Raw genomic sequence first — 20,424 nt, forward strand, 5'->3', positions numbered from 1 at the left:
GCAAGGAGGGTGCAGAAGGCCGGCGGACTGAAGGATGTCCCCGCACCCGTGTTCTCTCAACCAAACCAAGGAAATAACCATGAAGTACGCTCGTGCACTCGCCTTTGCAGCCCTCGCTGGCGCCACCATCGTCACCACCGGATGCTCGGTGGCACGTGACCAGCAGACCGTGGGCTCCTACGTGGATGACGCCGGCATCACCACCGCCGTGAAGGCCAAGATGGCCGAAGACAAGTCGGTGTCCGCCACGTCCATCAGCGTGGAGACGCTGAACGGCACGGTGCAGCTGTCCGGCTTCGCCAAGTCGCAGGCCGAGAAGGATCGTGCGGAAGCCATCGCCCGCAACACCAAGCACGTGCGCGAAGTGCGCAACAGCATCGTCGTGCGTCCCTGATGCACGCGGGCCGGCGGCCCGACCGCCCGGCCCTCCCTTGCCACAGCAGGCTCCCCATGGAGCCTGTTTTTCTTTTGCAGTCTCCAACGGCAGAGCCCACTGCTCGCCGCAAGTGGCCGCCATCGGCCCGTCCATCCGAAGACGGACCGCACAGGCCCTATGCTTCGCAACCATGCAGGTTTTCAATTGCGACCAGTGCGGTCATCTCGTTTTCTTCGACAGCGTCCAGTGCCTGCACTGCGGCGCGAAGCTGGCCTTCCTGCCTGACCAGCTCACCATGGCGGCTCTGGTGCCTGCGGTGCCGGGCCTGCAGGGTGATACCGATCTGTGGCAGCGGGTGCCGTCGCGCCGCCAGGGCAGCGCCTCGCCGCTGTACCGGATGTGCCACAACCGGGTCGCGCACGCCGCGTGCAACTTCGCGGTGTCCGCCGATGATCCGCAGCAGTTGTGCAGGTCGTGCCGCCAGACACGCATCCTTCCCGACCTCTCGGAACCTGCCAACCTGCGCCGCTGGAAGCAGATCGAGCATGCCAAGCGGCAGCTCTACTACACCCTCGCACGCCTGGGCCTGCAACCCGCGCCCGACGGTGCCAGCCCGGTCTTCGAATTCCTGGCGGACCAGCCCGGCCATCCCGTGATGACGGGGCATGCAGCCGGAACCATCACGCTCAACGTGGCCGAAGCGGACGACGACGAACGCGCCCGGCGGCGGCTCGCCCTGCACGAACCCTACCGCACCCTGCTCGGCCACCTGCGGCACGAATCGGGCCATTTCTACTGGGACCACCTGCTGCTGGAATCGGGCCGGCTGGAGGAGTTTCGCTCGGTCTTCGGCGACGAACGCCAGGACTACGCCCAGGCCCTGCAGGCCTACTACGCCAGCAGCCCGCACCTGGGCGGATGGCGCGAGCGCCACGTGAGCGCCTATGCCACCGCCCACCCCTGGGAAGACTGGGCAGAAACCTGGGCCCACTACCTGCACATGGTCGATCTGCTGGAGACCGCCTCCAGCTACCACACGGGCCTGGAAATCCCGGAAAGCGGCGTGGTGCAGAGCTACCGCGTGGGCAATCCGTTCGCCACGGACCGGCCGGATTTCGAGGCCATGGTGCAGGAATGGGTGCCGCTGACGCTGCTGCTCAACAGCCTGAACCGGAGCCTGGGCCAGCAGGACGCCTACCCCTTCGCCCTGTCGTCCGGGGCGCTGGCCAAATTGCGCTTCGTGCACGACATCGTTCACCCGTGAGGCCCGGGCGGGCCCGGAGGGGCATCAGCCCGCCGGGGACATCGCCCGCACCCTGTCGGTAAGCCGCTGGCAGACCCCGGGAGACACGAACTTGTCCACTTCGCCGCCGAGCACGGCGATCTCGCGCACGAACGTGCTGCTGATGAACTGGTACTTGTCGCTCGGGGTGAGGAAGACGGTCTCGACCTCGGGCATGAGGCTGCGGTTCATGCCGGCGAGCTGGAATTCATAGTCGAAGTCGGTGACGGCACGCAGGCCGCGCACCATCGCCTTGCCGCCGCGCGCGACCACGAAGTCGCGCAGCAGGCCGGAAAAGCTTTCCACCTGCACCTGGGGATAGGGCCGGACCGCCTCGCGCACCATCTCTATGCGCTCCTCCAGACTGAACAGCGTTTTCTTGTGGTGGCCCGCGGCGACCGCCACGATCACGCTGCCGAACAGCTGCGTGGCGCGGCGCACCACGTCCTCGTGGCCCAGCGTGATGGGATCGAAAGTGCCGGGATAGACGGCGATGACGTTCTGGACCATGGCGGGCGGATCTCCTGGATTGAAGGCAGTCGGTGGAGCGGATTATTGCGGCGCTCCTGCGCCCCAGGCCGGACGGGCGCGAAAAGCCGCATCCGGTCCATGGACCATGGCATGGCGCCTTGCCGCGCGAGGCGGCGCTAGAGCTTGCGGATCAGGTGGGCATGCACCGCGCCCGCCCGCAGATGGCGATGGATGGCGAGGCCCAGGGGTGCCAGCGCCGCATCGTCCCAGGGCTGCGGCGCCTCGAGATAGATGAATCCATCCTCCGCAAGCACCGGAGCGGCAGCCGCCAGGGCCGCTTCGAACAGGCCGCCGTCGAAAGGCGGATCGAGCAGCACCAAATGCGCGGAGCCCGGCCCGCGCTGGCGCAGGACGGCCACGCCGTCGCCCCGCTGCACCCGCGCCGCCGTGGCGCCCAGCTTTTCACAGGAACGCCGCAGCTGATCGGCCAGTGCCGCATCGCTTTCCACCAGCAGCACTTCCACCGCTCCGCGGGATGCAGCCTCCAGGCCGAGCGCGCCCGTGCCGGCGAAGGCATCGATACAGCGCCATCCCGCAAGGTCCTGCCCCAGCCAGTTGAACAGGGTTTCACGCACCCGGTCCGGCGTGGGCCGCAACCCCGGGCGCGGCGGCACCGGCAGCCGCGTGCGCTTCCAGAGCCCGCCGATGATGCGCACTTCGCCCGCACCGGCATGCCCGCCCTGCCGGGCTGCCGAACTCGCCGCGGGGCGCTGGGGCGCAGCAGGCTTGCGCGGCGCCGGGCTCATGGCGCGCTCCCGCCGACCACCACGGTCACCATCCGCGCCGGCTGCAGCTTGCGTGCCATCGCCGCGCGGATGCCCTCCGCGGTCAACGCTTCCACCCGGTCGGTCCAGTGCTCGAGATAGTCGAGCGGCAGGTCATTCCAGGCAATGTTCACGACGTTCCCGAGCAGCTTGCGGTTGCTATCGATGCGCAGCGCGAAGCCACCGATCAAATTGTCCTTGGCGGCGCGCAATTCCGTGGCCGTGGGACCTTCGGCAACGAAGCGGGCGAGCACGTCGCGCGACACCTGAACGGCCTGCTCCGCCTGGTCCGGGCGCGTCTGCAGCGCGACGACGAAGGGGCCGGCATCCAGCCCCGGGGAAAACTGGCTGTACACGCTGTAGCTCAGTCCGCGCTTTTCGCGCACCTCCTCCGTCAGCCGCGACGTGAAGCCGCCGCCGCCCAGGATGTGGTTGCCCACGAGCAGCGCGAGGAAATCGGGATCCTTGCGCGGAAAACTGGGCTGGCCGATCAGCACGTGCGCCTGGGCCGAGGCGAATGGAATGCGCTCCTCCTGCGCCTGGGCCAGCGGCTGCACGGGCGGCACCGGGGGCAATGCGGCGCAGCCCGAGGCGTCCGAGGCCGGCAGGCGCGAGAGCAGCGTCCGGGCCAGGGCTCGGGCCTGCTCCCGGTTCACCGCACCCACGATGCTCACCCGAGCCCGGCAGGCCTGCAGGTAGCGGTCGTGGAAGTTCTGCAGGTCCGCGACTTCGATGCGTGCCAGCGTCTCCGGCGTGGCGCGCTGGCCGTAGGGATGGGATCCATAGACGGCCTGCGAGAAAGCCCTGGCGGCCACCGTGCCGGGCCGTGTTTCCGCTTCCTTCAGCGAGGCGCTCCACCTCGCGCGCTCGCGCTGCCAGATATCCTGCGCGAAGGCCGGCTGGGCGATCTGCCGCGCGGCCAGGCGGGCGGCGCGGTCCAGCAGGTCGGCATCGCTAAGCGAGCGCAGCCCGTAGCTGAAGCCGTCCCGCTCCGCGGACGCCTGCAGGCTCGCGCCCAGATCGGCCCAGGCCTCGCCCAGGGCGTTCTCGTCCATCGCGGGTTCGGCACCGTCGGCGCGCACGCCCTTGGACGACATGGCGGCCGCGGCCGCCGCCAGGCCGGCCTGCGGGGCGGGATCGCGCCGTGCTCCGGCATCGAAATCGACCTGCACATCCACCATCGGGATGCCGGGGCTTTCGACGAGCCAGACACGCGCGCCGCTGGGTTCGGTCCAATGCTGGATGGGCAGCAGCGCCCAGGCGGACTGTGCGGCCATCAGGCCTGCTGCGGCCGCGAACGCTGCGCGGAGGGCGGTTTTTTTGATTGCAAGGGGCATCATGGGAAATTCCTTCCGGCGGGCGGCGCGTCAGTGCATGCGGCCGTCGGCGCTCGCGGGCGCGGCGGGGCGGCGGGAACCGGGGGCGACCGGCTGTGGCACCAGGGTGGCCACGGTCAGCTGGTCGTCGCCGAAATAGCGGGCGGCCACGGCTTGCACCTGCGCCGGCGTCACCTCGCGCAGCAGCGCCAGCAGGCGCGCGTCGGCATCGGGCGGAAGGCCCTGCACCCAGTTGCTTCCCAGGTCGCTCGCCTGCGCCTGCAGCGAATCGCGCGCGTAGATGGTGGATGCCGCCCACTGCGTCTTCACGCGCGAGAGTTCGGCATCACCCACCCCCTCGCGCGCCACACGGGCAACCTCGGCCCGCAGCGCGGCCTCGACCTGCTGCGCCGTCTTGCCGCCCGCGGGAATGCCGCTCAGCAGAAACAGGCTCGGCCCCCGGCCCATGACGGATGCACCGCTGTCCGCCCCGTCGGCCACCCTGTCGGCGCCCTGCGTGAGAGCGCGTTCCAGCCGCGCGCCGTCGTAGCCGCTCAGCACGCCCGAAAGCATCATCAGCGCCAGCGCATCGCGGTCGGAATCGGTGAGCTGCTCCAGCCGCTGCAGCCCCGGTACCCGGAACGCCATCGCGACGAAGGCCTGCTCCGCAGGTGCCTTGAAATCGATGCGGCGCAGGCCGCGCTGCGCTGGCTCGGTGCGCGGCTTGCGCACCGGCACCGCTGCCGCGGGAATGCGGCCATAGGTGTCATCGGCAAGCTTGCGGACGGCTTCCGGGTCCACGTCGCCGGCCACCACGACGGCGGCGTTCGCGGGCACGTACCACTGGCGGTGGAACGCGCGGACATCATCCGGCGTCATCGCATCGAGGTCGCTCATCCAGCCGACCACCGGCCTGCGGTAAGGAGACGCGGTGAACACCGCGGCGTTGAGCTGCTCCATCAGGGCCGCGCGCGGCTGGTCGTCCGTGCGCATGCGCCGCTCCTCCTTGATGACCTCGATCTCCTTCTTGAACTCCGCGTCCGGCCATTGGTTGTGCGCGAACCGGTCGGACTCCAGCCGCATGACCTCCGCGAGGCGCTTCGCGGGAATCTGCTGGTAGTAACCCGTGTAGTCGCGGTTGGTGAACGCGTTTTCCTGCCCGCCCAGCGCGGCCACGCGGCGCGAGAACTGGCCTGGCGGCACCGTCTTCGTGCCCTTGAACATCATGTGCTCCAGGGCATGGGCGACGCCCGATGTGCCGTCCACCTCGTCCATCGATCCGACCCGCACCCACACCATGTGCACCGCGGTGGGGGCACGACGGTCGGTCTGCACGAACAGCTGCATGCCGTTGCGCAGCGTGTACTGGCGCACGCCGGGCACCTGGGCCCCGGGCTGGGCACCTTGCGCCGACGCAGGCGAGGGAGAAGACGTGGTGGTGGCAGGGGTCTGGGCCCCGGCGTGAACGCAGGCCAGCAGGCCCAGGAGGGTAAGTGCGCGTTTCATAGAATGGGTGCGATTCTAAGAACCTGCCAATGTTCAGTTTTTTCAAGAAAAAGCCCACCCCTGCTCCCGCTGCGGAGACCCCGTCCCCGGTACCGGCCGACATTGCCCCGGCCCTGCCCGATGCCATGCCGGTCTCCATGCCCGCCGTGCCGGAGGCCGGACCTGCAGCCGCCGAAGCGCCAGGCACCTCTGGAGCCCCCGGCGCTTTCGGCTGGCTGCGCAATCCGTTCGCCAGGCCCCCGGCTCCGCAGGATCCCACAGCGCCGGTTCCACCACAGCCGGGCCCTGTGGCCGCTCCCATGCCGGCTGTGCCAAGCCCGACAGCGGCGCCGCTGCCTGTCCCCCAGGCTCCAGAGCTCCTCCCCGCCACCACGCCGCCGGCAATGGCGGCCACCGCATCCGAGCCCTTGCCGGAAGCCGGGCAGGAGCGCAAGGGCTGGCTGGACCGGCTCAAGAACGGGCTGCGCAAGACGGGCACCAGCATCGCCACCGTCTTCACCGGCACGCAGATCAGCGATGCGCTCTACGATGAACTCGAAGAGGCGCTGCTGATGGCGGACACGGGCGTCAAGGCCACCGAACACCTGCTGCAGGATCTCCGGCAGCGCGTGAAGGAAGCGAGGGCCACCGATCCCGCGGCGGTCAAGGGACTGCTTGCCGATGCCCTGGCGGACCTGCTGCGCCCGCTCGAGAAGCCCCTCGAGATCGGACGCCACACGCCCACCGTGATCATGGTGGCGGGCGTCAACGGTGCCGGCAAGACCACCTCCATCGGCAAGCTCACCAGGCACCTGGCCACCGAAGGCGCCGCGGTCCTGCTGGCGGCGGCCGACACCTTCCGGGCCGCCGCGCGCGAGCAGCTCGGCGTGTGGGCCGACCGCAATACCGTGGAAATCGTGAGCCAGGAGGGCGGCGATCCGGCCGCCGTGAGCTTCGATGCCGTGAGCGCCGGCAAGGCACGCGGCAAGGACGTGGTGCTGGTGGACACGGCGGGCCGGTTGCCGACACAGCTCCACCTGATGCAGGAACTGCAGAAGATCAAGCGCGTCATCACCAAGGCCGATGGCACGGCGCCGCACGAGGTGCTGCTGGTGATCGACGGCAACACGGGCCAGAACGCACTCGCGCAGGTGCGGGCCTTCGACGACGCACTGCAGCTCACCGGCCTCATCGTCACCAAGCTCGACGGCACGGCCAAGGGCGGCGTGCTGGCAGCCATCGCGCAGGAGCGCCCCATACCTGTGTATTTCATCGGCGTCGGCGAAAAGCTGGAAGACCTGGAAACCTTCAGCGCCCGCGAGTTCGCGCAGGCGCTGCTCGCTTGAGGCAGGGTCCACCCGGGAAACGGAGCTTGGGGCAGATTCCCGGCGAAGCTTCGTCAGTTGGACCAGCCGCCGTCGATCAGGTGGATGGCGCCGGTAGTGAAGGACGACTCGTCGCTCGCCAGGTACACCACGAGCGCGGCCACCTCCTCGGGGCGCCCCACGCGGCCGGTCGGCTGCCGTGCCACGAAGGCGGCCCGGACTTCGGCCTCGCCGGCGCCGGAGCGCGCGGCCTGCTCCCGGATGCGCCCCCGCAGCGAGGGTGACTCGATGGTGCCCGGGCAGATGGCGTTGCAGCGGATCCCCTTCTGCACATAGTCGGTCGCCAGCGGCTTCGTCAGACCGATCACCGCGCCCTTGGAGGCGCCATAGGCGAACCGGTTGGGCACACCCTTCACGCTGGACGCCGCCGAGGCCATGTTGATGATGCAGCCACCGCCCCCTGCCAGCATGGATGGCAGGTAGGCGCGGATGGTGCGGTACATGGACTTGACATTCAGGTCGAAAGTGAAGTCCCATTCCCCTTCCTCGCACGCCAGGATGTCGCCTTGGTGCACGTAGCCCGCGCAGTTGAACAGCACGTCCACCCGGCCCGTGTGCCGGGCGAAGGCGTTGACCGCCTCGCTGTCCAGCACGTCCAGGCGGGCCGTTCGCAGAGATGCGCAGCCCTCGGCCGCGGCTTCGGCCGCGAGTTGGGACAGCGCCTGGTCATTGATGTCCGTGGCCCAGACCTCGGCCCCCTCGCGGACCATCGCCAGGGCGCTGGCCCTGCCTATACCCTGGCCCGCCGCAGTGACCAGGACGGTTTTTCCTTGCAGACGTTGCATCGAAACTCCTTCGGAAAAAGCCGAACCCTGTTCGGCAAAAATAATCCCCCCTCCCCGAGCGGCGCCATGTCCATCGACAAAAGGTACCGATTCCACCGGCGCCCGCAATATGCTCACCCTGAGCGGCCAGAGCAATACATCGCTATGAAAAATCTATTTATCTGAAACATAATAAATTTCGAACCTTCGTTCCGACGAGTGTCCATTTCCGGCAATCCTCCCCGTTGAATAATCCGGCCCTCGCAATCAACGAGCCGGGGATCCGTGCACGAGATATTCATTACCGCAGCCCCGGTGGGCGCTGTGCCGCGCAGCATCGAGCCGCTGGGGCCGAAATACCTTTCCGCAGCACTGGTGCGGCATATCGGCGGCCTGGAAGCGGCACTCGAGAGCCGCAACGGATGGGAGCCCGTGGCGCCGGGTGGCCTGCTGGCGAGCGAATCCACCCGGATTCCGATGGGTGCGGATTTCCTCCGGGCCATCGCCCCCACGGCGGAGTGGCTCGAACGCTGGCGCCGCGAGGCCGGCCTGCGCGCGCGGGATGGCGTCTTCCAGTACCACCCGGACGGCCCGGTCCTGCGGCAGCTGGATGCGGCATGGTTCGCCAGGATCGGCTCCGAAAAAGCCTCGAGGGAGCTGGTGGTGCACCTGACGGGCCAGGGCTGGACCAGCGACGAAAATGGCGGGCTGGCGTGGCCGCATGCCGGCGCGGTGGAGTCGTACATTCCGCCCGACCTCGTCCACCTGCTCCATTCCTGCGGCACCGGCGTGGTGGACGGGCTCTCCGATGCCGGCTGGTGCCACGCCGGGACGGGCTTCGCGCTGTCCGGCAAGGGCGCCACCTGCTGGCTGCCGGTCGCGCCCGCCGCCATCGTGGACGAATGCGTGGCGGCTGTCCGGGAAGGCGCCGCCATCCTCCACCTGCACACCCGCGAGCGTGGCGGGCAGGCATGGAAGCTGCCCTGGTCGTCCCTGTCGCTGCTCACCGGCCCGCAACCCAACCGCATCGCCCCGGACGACTACGAGGCCATCGTCCCGCGCCTGCGCGCACAGGTTCCGCTGGCCATCCTCAACCTCTCCACCAGCGTGCGGGGCGGCGGGGACTCCGGCAGCACCATCCGCCGCGAGCACCTCAGGCCCTACGAACCCGAAGGCATGCCCCCGGAACTCTCCTCGCTCAGCCCGGGTGAAGTGCTGTTCCAGTCCGGAGGGGGATACCTCAACACCCCGGACTTCCTGCAGCGGCAGCTGGACCATGCGCGCAGGCATGGCATACGCCCCGAGATCGAGGTCTTCAACCACACGATCCTGCAGAACACGCTGGAAGATTTCAGGCCGCGCCTGGAAGAAGCCGGAAGCCCGTGCCTGCTGATGCTGGTGGCCGGCGTGGACCAGTACCGCCGCGCCGGCGAGGCGTTCGAGGACGACTCCCTCATCCCCGCCGTGCAACGCCAGGCCATCTTCGCGCTGCTGCAGGCCGGTGACGCCCCCGGTATCGACCGTGCACTGGACATGGCCGCGGCCGCGCTGGCGCCGGTGGTGGAGCAGATACGACACCGGCTTCCCACGGCCCGGATCTCCGTGCTGATGCCGGGCCCGATGCAGCAACTGCTGCCCCGCCTGGCCGTGCGCCTGCAGCTCGACGGTGTGCGCGTGGGCCTGGAAGATGGCCTGACGGTGCCGGACCGGAACGTCCCGGGAGGCCTGCGCAAGGGACGGACCGCGGAGCAGGTGCGCTGGCTCCGCGAAGAGCTGGAAGCGCTCGGCTGCCGCGTGCTCTCCGCCGAGGCCACCCGGCAGGCACTGCGCATGCCCTCGTCGGCGGAAACACTGTTCCTGGCGGCCATGGAGGCCACGGCATCCCTCGCTGGCGCCGGCGGCCCCGCGCCTGCGAGTCCGATGGAAGCGCTGGTGCACGCCCTGGCGCCATTGCGACCCGCGTTCGAGCGCCGCGAGCAATGGCTGCGCGCGCAGCTGTCGCGCCACGGCCGCGGAGATCCCGCCAACGCGGCGGCCACCGCCCGCGACCTCATCCGGCAGGCGGGCCTGTACGTACGCTATTTCATCGAGGAGCGGGAACGCTACCCCATGCAGGGCGCGCGCGCGTTCCGCAACCCCTACGAGATCCAGCCGCTCAACCATGCATGGGAACTGCTGCTGGAAGCCGGGCAGGACGCATCGTTCTACGAGGAAGCGCTGCAACGGCTGGCTGCCCGTGCAGGCGTGGCTCCCGGCAGCTTCCTGGCCCCGCCGTCGCAAAGGAAGGGGCGGGACCTGCGGTTCATCGAATACATCGCCTCCCTGCCCTGCCGCCTCGGCCAGCACCGTATGGAGGTGGAGCACTTCGGGCTGCGCCGGCTGCCGGGCTACAACGCCTTCATGGCGAATCTCTTCCTGGGCATGGAAGAAGCATACCGGGGCCTGCGCGCGCGCAGTGAAGCCGAGCCCAAATCGCAAGGCATCCTGGCGTTCCATGCCGATACGGGGGACACCATCGATCTCCGCAACCTGCAGGACGAGCTCGGCAGGAGCCAGTGGGTCGTGCTGCCCTGCACCACCGACACGCACTACGCGGAAGGCATCCGGCAGGCCAAGAAACTCGCCGCGGCCTTTCTCTCGTTCCTGCGGAGCGTGGTGCCGTCCCATGCCGCGGCGCTGCACGTGATCGGCTTCGTGCATACCGGACAGGACCGTGACGGACTGCCGCTGGTCGAGGCCAGCCTGCTGCACCACCGGTTCCTGCTGGGAACCGACCGGCATGCCGCCATCGTCAGCCACGCCTCGCGGCTGCTCTACGAAGCCATCCTGCTTCCACGGCTGGTGCAGGAACCCGAACGCCTGATGCGCCGCATGGATGGCACCGTGGCGCGCGCCGCCGGCCTGCCACTCCACGAAGACGGCAGCGCCGCCCGCCGCGTCGATCCACGGGCGGTCGCGGGAACGCCGCCCCTGCGATTCCTGGCCCACAGTTCCGGCATCGCGGCCCTGCAGCAGATGGACAACGCCATGCGCCAGGACATGGAGGCGCTGGGCTACTCCGCCCAGGAGCAGAAGACCCTGTTCCACCGCAACGTCGTGGTGTCGTTCGCCTCGACGGCGGACATCCGCACGGACCTGCCAGGCACCCCGACCGTGGACATCACGGCCTACAACGATGTGCGCAGCATGGCGGGGACCACCACGCCCGACTACGCCCTGGGCGACAGTCACCGCAGGGCCCAGGCCCGCGCCGCCCGGGCTGCGGGATATCGCTACGAGGCCACGCACTGGAAGCTCATCGAGAACGCCGGTGGCAAGACCCTGTTGAGGCGCATGGGGGTGTTCCTCCAGGACGACCCTGCCCGCCTGGACGACGGCCACGCGCTCCGCCGCTACCTGCAGGGTGCTCCGGACGAGATCCACCACCTGATCAGGCAACTGCACTGGAATTCCGACGCACCGCATTTCGACGGGACACTGCGGCGCATGGCCCCACCGGAAGCCCTCCAGCCGCAGCAGCGACAGCATCGCCCCTGAAACCAGGTGCGCACGCGGATGCGCCGCTGCGGCACCGCCCATGCTGCGCCGATCCGGCACCAGCTCGACAGGAGCCATTCGCATGGCCCGCAGCGCCGTGGGAAGACGGATACACAGGCGCCGCTCCTACGGCCAGGCGTGACGGCAAAAAGACAATGGGCTTTCCAACACCTTACGAGGAAAACGCCATGCCCACGACGACGAACCAGCGGACCCCTGCCGATGCCTGCAGCCTCCTGGATGCGGACCATCGCAAGGTGAAGAAGATGTTCAAGGAGTACGAAGAACTCGCAGGCTCCAAATCGAAGACGTCCATCGCCAAGAAGCGCGAACTGGCGCAGCAGATCTGCCTGGAGCTGACGGTGCACGCGCAGATCGAGGAGGAGATCTTCTACCCGGCCCTGCGCGAAGCGCTGCGCGAGACCGACCTGCTCGACGAGGCCGAGGTCGAGCACGCCAGCGCCAAGGACCTCATCGCCCAGATCCAGGATGGTGATGCCATGGACGACAAGTTCGATGCCAAGGTGACCGTCCTGGGCGAATACATCGACCACCACGTCAAGGAAGAGCGCAACGAAATCTTCGTCAAGGCCCGCGCATCCCGCAAGCTCGACCTGGTGGCCATGCGCGAGACGCTGCAGGCCCGCAAGGAGGAGCTGATGGAAGAGATGCAGGCCATGGCCTGACGCGCCGCCCGCCCTGGAGCGCATCGAATCGCCCGCCACCGGATAGCCGGTGGCGGGCGATTTGCTTTGAGGACCGGGGGCAGTGCCGATCGTCCAGGGAAGGTTTCGGCCAAAGAAGAGCTCTCTTCCTACAGAAATGCCAACTTCATTACATATGATTACATTAAGTGCGATCTTTAACAAACTCGCCACGCATGCATTCGCAAACCTGCAACCTAGATAGCAGCGCATGCGCGGCTCCCTAACGAAAGACTCTATGAACCTCGACAACTGGACGATACGGTCCAAACTGATCGCCGGCTTCGGGCTGGTGCTGGTCATCGCCTGTATCGTCAGCCTGCTGGGCATCGCCAACCTGTCGAGCATGAACGATCGCTCGGTCGAGATTTCCCGCAAGTCGCTGCCCAGCGTGTCCGCTGCCGGGGCGATCAGCCGCAACCTGTCGGCCCTGCGCATTGCCCGCCTGGGGCTGATCCTTGCGGGACCCAATTCGCCGATGCCCCAGGCGATCGCGACGGTGGAGAACGCGAGCACGGCACTGAACAAGTCCGTGGAAGAGGCCGCCCCCCTGTTCACCAGCGCCGAGGAGAGCAGGATCTACCAGGAACTGCGCACCCAGGTGGCGGATTACAGCTCGACGCTGCCGCAGCAGCTGAAATTCGCGCGCGAGAACAACATCGAGGCGGTGCGCGCGATTTTCGTGGGGCCTGCCGGCGTTGCATACCGCGCGGCCAACAAGGGCCTCGACGACCTGATCGCCATCAACAACAAAGGCAGCGATCTGGCCGCCGGGCGTGCCATGGAGACCTATCACCAGGGCCGCGTGGAACTGGTGACCGGGCTGGTCGCCATGGTGGGCCTGAGCGGTGTGATCGCGGTGATGCTGGCGGGCAACCTGTCGCGCCGCGCCCGGCTGTGCGCCGATGCGGCGCACCGCATGGCACGGGGCGACCTGAGCCACGTGGTGGTGGCCTCCGGACGCGACGAACTGGCGCAGATGCTGCAGGCGCTGGAGGACACGCGTGAGCACCTGCGCACGACCGTGGGCAACGTGCGCCACAACGCGGAAGCCGTGGCCACGGCCAGCGCGGAAATCTCCCAGGGCAACCAGGACCTGAGCGGCCGCACCGAAAGCCAGGCGAGCGCGCTGGAGCAGACCGCCGCCTCCATGGAACAACTGGGATCGACCGTGCAGCAGAACGCCGACAGCGCGCGCCAGGCGAACCAGCTGGCCAAGAACGCGGCCACCGTCGCGATGCAGGGCGGGCAGGTGGTCAGCCAGGTAGTGGAGACGATGCGCGGCATCAACGAGTCGTCACGACAGATCTCCGACATCATCCAGGTGATCGACAGCATCGCCTTCCAGACCAACATCCTGGCGCTGAACGCCGCCGTGGAAGCCGCGCGCGCCGGCGAGCAGGGGCGCGGCTTCGCGGTGGTGGCCAGCGAGGTGCGCAGCCTGGCGGGCCGCTCCGCCGACGCGGCCAAGGAGATCAAGAACCTCATCGGCGCCAGCGTGGAGCGCGTGACCGCCGGCAACGCCCTGGTGGACCAAGCCGGCACGACCATGACGGAGATCGTCGGCGCAATTAACCGCGTGACAGACATCATGGGCGAGATCAGCGCCGCCAGCGTGGAGCAGGCATCGGGCGTGGGCCAGGTGGGCGAAGCGGTCACGCAGATGGACCAGGCCACGCAGCAGAACGCCGCGCTGGTCGAGGAGATGGCGGCGGCGGCCGGCAGCCTGAAAAAGCAGGCCGAGGATCTCGTGCGGGGCGTGGCGACGTTCAACCTGGGCGACGGCCGCGCCTCCCATACTGCAGTGGGTTTCTCCCGCCCCACAGCTGCCCTCACGGCATGAAAGCCACGCTGGCGCTGTCGATGTGCGCTATGAACGCGCACCCCCTGCCGCCATGGAAAGCATCAAGCCGGCCGGTGCGTCGCGCCGGACTGCCAGGCCTGCTGGCCGGGTGACCCGTGCGCTGCGCCTGCCTGCGCGCAGACCGGCGACGGCGGCAGGCCACCCACTTCGGCCGGGGTCGCCACCACCGGCTCGGCCGGTGCGAGCATGCGCGCCTGGCGCCAGCGGCCCCAGCGGTAGTAGGCCATCGACATCAGCATGGCGCACAGCGCGCTCGCCGGAAAGCTCCACCAGATCGCATCCGCGCCCAGCCACGGCTGCAGGCCGTAGGCGATCGGCAGGCGGATGCCCCAGAGCGCCAGGCCCAGGATGATGAGCGGCGGCACCACCGCGCCGGTGGAGCGCACCACGCCCGAAAGCACGAAGGTCACGCCGAAGAACAGGAACGAGCCCACGGCGATGTGATTCAAGTGGCGCGCCGCCTCCAGCGACGCGCTGCCGGCAGGCAGGAAGAGCGACAGCGCCGTGCGGTCCAGCAGCACCAGCGGCATGATGATAGCGCCGGTCAGCACGAAGTTGAACAGCGTGCCGCTGCGGGCCACGCCGTCCACCCGCTCCCAGCGGCCGGCGCCCACGTTCTGCGCCGCCATGGACGAGCAGGCCGCCCCGATGGCCATGGCCGGCATCTGCACATAGGTCCAGAGCTGCAGCGCGGCGCCATAGGCCGACGCGGTGACCACGCCCTGCGCGTTGACCAGGCCCATCAGCATCAGCATGGCGGTGGAGATCATCACCATCTGAGCCCCCATCGGCAGCCCCTTGACGACCAGCGCGCGCAGGATGGCCCCGTCGGGCACGAAGAGCCGCCAGTCGGCCCGCCCGATCCAGAGCGGGTGCTGGCGCCAGCGCAGCCAGGCCAGCAGCGCGACGAAGCTGGTGGCATTGGCCACCAGCGTCGCCATGGCCGAGCCGGCGATACCCAGGCGCGGCACGGGCCCCCAGCCGAAGATGAGCAGCGGGTTCAGCGCTGTATCCAGTACCACCACCAGCAGCAGGAACAGGAACGGCGTGCGCGTGTCGCCCGCACCGCGCAGCACGGCCGAGATGAAAGCGAACAGGTAGAGCAGCGGCACGGCCAGGAACAGCGTCCGCAGGTACGCCTCGGCCAGCGGGAGGGCTGCGGCAGGTGTGCCCATCCATCCGAGGATCTCGCGCGACAGTGGCGGGCCGGCCGCCGCGATCAGCACCGCCGTGCCGCCGAAGAAGGTCGCGCTGGTGCCGATCACGCGGCGCGCCTGCTGCGGGTTGCGCGCCCCCATGGCCTGCGCCACGAGGATGGTGGCCGCCATGCCCACGCCGAACACCGCGCCGATCAAGAGGAACAGGATGTTGTTGGCATTGGCCGTGGCAGTGAGCGCCGCCTCGCCCAGGTAGCGCCCCACCCACACCGCGTTGACCGAGCCGTTGAGCGACTGCAGCACGTTGCCAGCCAGGATGGGGAGCGCGAAGACCAGAAGGGTGCGGCCGATGGGCCCTTGCGTCAGGTCGCGGGTCGAGGCGCGGGTGGTAGAAGACGGGCTTGCAATCGGATGTGCAGGTGGGCTCGAGGGAGCGCCAGGGAGAGCGGGTGGCGACGCGGTCATGCGGCATGGTGTCCACGCATTGCAGCGGGGCCTGTCGGCCGACGCCGAAAGTCTGCGGCAGCGAAGGCGGATCCTGCCGCGGCCCGGCGACTCACCGCCTTGCGCCCACATTCGCCACTAATGGTTTTCGCTCAAGAATGCACTGGCAGCATCCCGTCGCGCAACATCGCGACGCCCAGCTCGTACACGCCATCCCACACGATCTGCACGCCCAGGCACAGCAGGATGAAAGCCGACAACCGCAGGAAGATCACCGAGCCGGCTTCGCCGAGCGGCTTGAGCAGCTGCTGTGCATAGCGGAAGGCGAAATACAGCAGTACGGCGACGGACAGCAGCGCCAGCACGCCGCCGCCCATCCGCGCCAGTGACAGCGACAGCCGCGCGTCGGCCAGCGACACACCCACCGTGATGGCCGCCGCGATCGAGCCGGGCCCACAACTCACCGGGAAGGTGAGCGGGTAGAAAGCCTGGCGCCGCGCCATGTCGGGCGTGAAGCTCTCGGCCAGTTCGGTGCGGCTGTCCACCGTGGCCTGCGTGGCCGTCAGCAACCGCCAGGCCGTCGCCGCCACGATCATGCCGCCACCCACGCGCACGATGGGCAAGGATATGCCGAAGAACTCCAATACGTAGGAACCGACCAGCATGGCACCCAGCAGCAGCCAGAACATGTTGCGTGCGATGCGGCGCGCCAGCAGCGCGCGCGTGTTCGGTGATGCACCCTCGGTCAGGCCCAGGAAGATGGGCGCCGTGGCGGCCGGGTTCAGGATCGGCAGCAGCGCGGCCACCACGAAGAGAAAGCTCTTGCCGAAGGCGCCCAGAAGTTCAAGTGTCACGGTGTTCCTATTCGCATGCGCCAGCGGAGCCCGCCTGGGTTGTCATTACTGCCGATACCCATCAAGCCCTGCACCAACACCGTCCTGCGCTGGATCTCTTGTTCCATCAACGTACTCACGGTGTCTTTCTTTCAAAGATAACACCTGAGCAGAGCTTCACCGGTCGATGCAAGCTAGCCCACCTCGTGCTGATCTTCCGGCGCTCCGTCCGCGTTGAGAGTGGGTGAGGTCGAAGCGATGTCGCACCGCACGGAGACTCGGCAGTGCGCGGGTGCAGAATCAAAAGCTTACGTGCCAATAGCCTTGCCGGACGAGTACAAAACTCAGCGAGAAAAGTACAAGCCCCACCGGGAGTCGACAGGAACCGACGGAAATCGCCCTCCCACTTCGCAGACATCCCCAGTCCTACGCAGGGAAAGGAACTTCGACCTTAGCACTCCCTCCAATAGACTGCTAAAGTGAAAGCATGGAAGAAAGGATTTCTGGAATGACGATTCAGTCTGGAACCGCCGCCACCGCGCTCGCACCGGCCAATGCCTGGGCCCTGATCCCCCCGCTGGGCAATCTGGATGCCTACATCTCCGCCGTGAACCGTCTGCCGATGCTGACGGCCGAGGAGGAACGCACCTATGCCCGCCGGCTGAAGGAGCACAACGACGTGGAAGCCGCGGGCCGGATGGTGATGTCGCACCTGCGGCTGGTGGTGTCGATCGCCCGGCAGTACCTGGGCTACGGCCTGCCGCACGGCGACCTGATCCAGGAAGGCAACGTGGGCCTGATGAAGGCCGTGAAACGCTTCGATCCGGACCAGAACGTGCGGCTGGTGAGCTACGCGATGCACTGGATCAAGGCCGAGATCCACGAGTACATCCTGAAGAACTGGCGCATGGTGAAGGTGGCCACCACCAAGAGCCAGCGCAAGCTGTTCTTCAACCTGCGCTCGATGAAGCAGGGCTTCAAGGCCGATTCCGCCGCCGGGAACACGGGTACCCACCGCGAGACGCTCTCCGAGCAGGAAATCGACGTCGTGGCCCAGCAGCTCAACGTCAAGCGCGAAGAAGTCATCGAGATGGAAACGCGCCTGTCGGGAGGCGACGTGATGCTGGACCCGGCCCCGTCGGACGATGGTGAACAGGCCTACGGCCCCATCGCCTACCTGGCCGACGGCACGCATGAGCCGACCGCCATGATCGAATCGCGCCAGCGCGACGTGCTGGCCACGGACGGCATCGCGAATGCGCTGGCCACGCTGGACGACCGCAGCCGCCGCATCGTCGAGGAGCGCTGGCTCAAGGTCAACGACGACGGCTCGGGTGGCATGACGCTGCATGAACTTGCGGCGGTGTACGGCGTGAGCGCGGAGCGCATCCGGCAGATCGAAGTGGCCGCGATGAAGAAGATGAAGAAGGCGCTGGCGGAATACGCCTGACCCCTTCACGTCGTTTCGCGCTACGGAATATTCGTGGCGACAGCGATAATCGGGCGTGCTACCTGGACGGGTAGCGCGCCTTTTTTTCCATCTGCCGCACATTCCATGCAACGCCCAGACAAGTCGCTTCCCATCTCCCTGGCCCGCCGCCGCATCCTCGCTTCCGGAGCCGCCCTGCTGGGCTGCAGATGGGCGGTGGCAGCGCCGCCGCCGGCACAGGGTGCCGCGTGGCCGTCCAGGCCGTTGCGCATCATCGTGGGATTTCCCCCGGGCTCCTCGCCCGACCTGACGGCCCGCACCTTCGCCGATCCGCTCGCCCGTGCGCTGGGCCAGCCGGTGGTCGTGGAGAACAAGGTCGGCGCCAGCGGCAACATCGGCGCGGATGCCGTGGCCAAGGCGACGGACGGCCACACCATCGGACTGTTCATCAACGTCAACTTCACCATCGCGAAGCTGGTCAACCCCTCGCTGCCCTTCGATCCGCACAAGGATCTTGCGCCGCTGAGCCTCGTGGGCGTGTCGCCGCTGGTGTTGACGGCGCCCGTGGCGCAGGCGGGGGTGCCGGCCCATGCGGATGCACGCACCTTCCTGGAGGCAGCCCGCCAGGCGGGCGACCGCTGGAGCTACGGAACGCCCGGCGTCGGCACCATGGGACATATCGGGACCGAACTGCTCAAGGCCCGCACGGGCATCGCGCCGGTGCATGTCCCGTATCCGGGCTATCCGCAGGTGGCCATGGGCATGCTCGGCGGGCAGTTGCAGATGGCCCTGCTGCCGCCGGCGCTGGCCGTGGCACAGCAACGCAGCGGCAAGCTACAGTTGCTGGGCGTGACCTCGGCCGGCCGCAGTTCGCTCGTGCCGGGGATCCCGAGCCTTGCCGAGGCTGGCGTGAAGGACTTCCAGCTGGAGATCTGGAATGCCTTCGCCGCGCCCGCGTCGATGCCCTCCGCCCACCGGGCGCGCCTTTCCACGGCGATCGCCGGGATCGCCCGGACGCCGGAAGTGCGCGAGGCGCTGTTCCAGCAGGGCTGGCAGGTGGCCGGCACCTCCGCGGAAGGACTGGCCCGCCGCATCGAGGCGGACACGTCGCAGATGGAGCAGGTGATCCGCGCGCAGAAGATCCGGGTGGACTGACGGCACGCGGGCGCCCCGCCCCAGCGAACGCAGCGCGGCCATTGATGTAGATCATGCCCGCCAGGGCGTCGCGCCTGCAGACTCCTGTCATCGATCCAACTTCCGGGAGTTCCCTGCCATGCCAACATTCCGCATCATCGTCATCGGTGCCGGCCAGACGGGCACGCCGCTGCTGCGGCAGCTGCTGGCCGCGCCTTTCGTCCAGGTGCTGGGCGTGGCGGAACTGGATCTCTCGCTGCCCGGCGTCGCCCTGGCACGCAGCCATGGCGTGCCCGTCCACCAGGACTATATGGACCTGCTGCAGCAGCATGGCGCCGCGGCGGACATCGTGATCGACGTCACCGGCCAGGCGCCGGTGCGCGAAGCGTTGCGCAAACACATGGTGGACTCCGGCAACCAGAAGACCGTGATCCTGCATGAGCGGATCGCACTGCTCATGATGTCGCTTTCCGCCGGCACCCTCGTGCCGAGCCGCCATGGCGACGTGGCCTACGCCTGAGCCGGCCATGTCCCTCTCCGACGCCTCCGAAACGGACCGCCAGAACTGCCATGAATGCTCCAGCCGGCACCAGTGCCTGATCGGCCGCCAGAGCGATGCCGCGAGGGTGTCCTGGCCCACGCTCGTGCAGGAGCACCGGTTCCGCAAGGGGGATGTCCTCCAGCTCCAGGGGGAAACGGCCGATTCCCTGTCGGTGCTCAAGGTGGGAACGGCACTGCTGCAGCGCACGGGCCCCGACCAGGTGGCGCGCCCCGTGGCCATGGCGGGCTGCGGTCAGGCTCTCGGCACCGGTGCGGTGCTCGGCACGGCCGAGCGCCTGACCTGGGTCGCGGTCCAGGAAGGACGGCTGTGCAGGCTGCCGGCTGCCGCGCTGGTGCGCTCCGGCGGGCTGGATTCGGAATTCCTGCAGGCGCTGCTGCACGAGGAAGCGCAGGCGCAGTCACGGCTGGCGGACTGGTCGGGCCTGCTGCACCTGCGCGGCGTGCCTGCCCAACTGGCCAGCGCGCTGCTGCAGCTGTCCCAGTTGCAGCGCAGCACGCTCGTGCGGCTGCCCACCCATACGGTGCTGGCCTCCCTGCTGGCCACCACCCGGGAAACCATTGCGCGGTCGCTGACGCAGCTGGCACAGCAGGGGGCCGTGGTGCGCCACGACCGCTGGCATTGCGCCATCGTGCGCGCACCGCTGGTCGCCTTGCTGGCGAGCCAGGCGGTACGGGCCGAGGATACGCCACCGCCCCCCTCCCCCGTGAGGCGCACCACGCCATCTGCGCGCGATACGGCGCGGCCGGCATCCTGGCGGGTGGCGCGTACCGCGCCCGCGACGCGCGCCGCCGCTCCGCAGGCGCTCGGCGTGTGACGCCTCCGCGGCCTGGGCAGGCACGCCGGCCCCGCGGTGCGGA

General features: G+C 68.6%; 17 protein-coding genes. 10 read left to right on the forward strand and 7 right to left on the reverse strand.

The window, feature by feature from the left end:
* Positions 1 to 79 precede the first annotated feature (79 nt).
* Together ACAV_RS18705 and ACAV_RS18710 are read left to right on the forward strand one after the other, a co-directional pair.
* Complete coding sequence (locus ACAV_RS18705) at positions 80 to 394, forward strand: BON domain-containing protein (RefSeq protein WP_013596144.1); 315 nt, start codon at positions 80 to 82, stop codon at positions 392 to 394.
* Between the two features lie 172 nt (positions 395 to 566).
* Positions 567 to 1,640, forward strand: coding sequence for a zinc-binding metallopeptidase family protein (locus tag ACAV_RS18710; RefSeq protein ID WP_013596145.1), 1,074 nt, complete (start codon positions 567 to 569; stop codon positions 1,638 to 1,640).
* 24 nt (positions 1,641 to 1,664) lie between these two features.
* Here the strand turns inward: ACAV_RS18710 and coaD are convergent, their stop codons facing one another.
* From coaD to ACAV_RS18730, 4 genes are all read right to left on the reverse strand, one after another.
* Entirely contained in the window at positions 1,665 to 2,168 is a 504-nt protein-coding gene (gene coaD, locus ACAV_RS18715; RefSeq protein WP_013596146.1) for a pantetheine-phosphate adenylyltransferase, read from the reverse strand.
* Between the two features lie 137 nt (positions 2,169 to 2,305).
* A complete protein-coding gene (gene rsmD / locus ACAV_RS18720; RefSeq protein WP_013596147.1) occupies positions 2,306 to 2,935 on the reverse strand; it encodes a 16S rRNA (guanine(966)-N(2))-methyltransferase RsmD in 630 nt (209 codons plus the stop codon).
* Positions 2,932 to 4,293, reverse strand: coding sequence for a M16 family metallopeptidase (locus ACAV_RS18725; protein ID WP_013596148.1), 1,362 nt, complete (start codon positions 4,291 to 4,293; stop codon positions 2,932 to 2,934). The genes rsmD and ACAV_RS18725 overlap by 4 nt, the downstream gene beginning before the upstream one ends.
* A gap of 27 nt (positions 4,294 to 4,320) precedes the next feature.
* Positions 4,321 to 5,775: a M16 family metallopeptidase gene (locus ACAV_RS18730; protein ID WP_013596149.1), complete on the reverse strand. Its 1,455-nt coding sequence runs from the start codon at positions 5,773 to 5,775 to the stop codon at positions 4,321 to 4,323.
* A gap of 29 nt (positions 5,776 to 5,804) precedes the next feature.
* Here ACAV_RS18730 and ftsY point away from each other — a divergent pair, with 29 nt between their 5' ends.
* Positions 5,805 to 7,100: a signal recognition particle-docking protein FtsY gene (gene ftsY, locus ACAV_RS18735; RefSeq protein ID WP_013596150.1), complete on the forward strand. Its 1,296-nt coding sequence runs from the start codon at positions 5,805 to 5,807 to the stop codon at positions 7,098 to 7,100.
* Between the two features lie 53 nt (positions 7,101 to 7,153).
* Here the strand turns inward: ftsY and ACAV_RS18740 are convergent, their stop codons facing one another.
* Positions 7,154 to 7,924 (reverse strand): SDR family oxidoreductase, encoded by a 771-nt coding sequence (locus ACAV_RS18740; RefSeq protein ID WP_013596151.1) that lies wholly within the window; start codon positions 7,922 to 7,924, stop codon positions 7,154 to 7,156.
* A 264-nt stretch (positions 7,925 to 8,188) separates the two neighbouring features.
* On the opposite strand from ACAV_RS18740, the gene ACAV_RS18745 reads away from it, so the two are divergent.
* From ACAV_RS18745 to ACAV_RS18755, 3 genes are all read left to right on the forward strand, one after another.
* A complete protein-coding gene (locus ACAV_RS18745; RefSeq protein ID WP_013596152.1) occupies positions 8,189 to 11,440 on the forward strand; it encodes a beta-keto acid cleavage family enzyme in 3,252 nt (1,083 codons plus the stop codon).
* A 188-nt stretch (positions 11,441 to 11,628) separates the two neighbouring features.
* Complete coding sequence (locus ACAV_RS18750) at positions 11,629 to 12,126, forward strand: hemerythrin domain-containing protein (protein WP_013596153.1); 498 nt, start codon at positions 11,629 to 11,631, stop codon at positions 12,124 to 12,126.
* A 256-nt stretch (positions 12,127 to 12,382) separates the two neighbouring features.
* The gene (locus ACAV_RS18755) at positions 12,383 to 13,987 is read left to right on the forward strand and encodes a methyl-accepting chemotaxis protein (protein WP_041828819.1); all 1,605 of its coding nucleotides are present in this window, start codon (positions 12,383 to 12,385) and stop codon (positions 13,985 to 13,987) included.
* A 62-nt stretch (positions 13,988 to 14,049) separates the two neighbouring features.
* On the opposite strand, the gene ACAV_RS18760 is transcribed toward ACAV_RS18755, so the two are convergent.
* Both ACAV_RS18760 and ACAV_RS18765 read right to left on the reverse strand, forming a co-directional pair.
* On the reverse strand, positions 14,050 to 15,630 hold the full coding sequence (locus tag ACAV_RS18760) for an MATE family efflux transporter (RefSeq protein WP_013596155.1): 1,581 nt from the start codon (positions 15,628 to 15,630) through the stop codon (positions 14,050 to 14,052).
* Between the two features lie 131 nt (positions 15,631 to 15,761).
* Positions 15,762 to 16,463 carry a MarC family protein gene (locus ACAV_RS18765; protein WP_013596156.1) on the reverse strand — a complete coding sequence of 234 codons (702 nt, stop codon included), beginning with the start codon at positions 16,461 to 16,463 and terminating at the stop codon, positions 15,762 to 15,764.
* A gap of 487 nt (positions 16,464 to 16,950) precedes the next feature.
* Between ACAV_RS18765 and rpoH the strand changes: the two genes are divergently transcribed.
* The 4 genes from rpoH to ACAV_RS18785 all read left to right on the forward strand — a co-directional run bounded on the left by rpoH (position 16,951) and on the right by ACAV_RS18785 (position 20,381).
* Positions 16,951 to 17,892 carry an RNA polymerase sigma factor RpoH gene (rpoH, locus tag ACAV_RS18770; RefSeq protein WP_013596157.1) on the forward strand — a complete coding sequence of 314 codons (942 nt, stop codon included), beginning with the start codon at positions 16,951 to 16,953 and terminating at the stop codon, positions 17,890 to 17,892.
* Between the two features lie 105 nt (positions 17,893 to 17,997).
* A complete protein-coding gene (locus ACAV_RS18775) occupies positions 17,998 to 19,026 on the forward strand; it encodes a Bug family tripartite tricarboxylate transporter substrate binding protein (protein ID WP_013596158.1) in 1,029 nt (342 codons plus the stop codon).
* Positions 19,027 to 19,144: 118 nt separating this feature from the next.
* Positions 19,145 to 19,525: a Gfo/Idh/MocA family oxidoreductase gene (locus ACAV_RS18780; RefSeq protein ID WP_013596159.1), complete on the forward strand. Its 381-nt coding sequence runs from the start codon at positions 19,145 to 19,147 to the stop codon at positions 19,523 to 19,525.
* A gap of 7 nt (positions 19,526 to 19,532) precedes the next feature.
* Positions 19,533 to 20,381: a Crp/Fnr family transcriptional regulator gene (locus tag ACAV_RS18785; protein ID WP_013596160.1), complete on the forward strand. Its 849-nt coding sequence runs from the start codon at positions 19,533 to 19,535 to the stop codon at positions 20,379 to 20,381.
* The last annotated feature ends 43 nt before the right edge of the window (positions 20,382 to 20,424 follow it).

This window comes from Paracidovorax avenae ATCC 19860 (genome assembly GCF_000176855.2).
Lineage (GTDB): Bacteria > Pseudomonadota > Gammaproteobacteria > Burkholderiales > Burkholderiaceae_C > Paracidovorax > Paracidovorax avenae.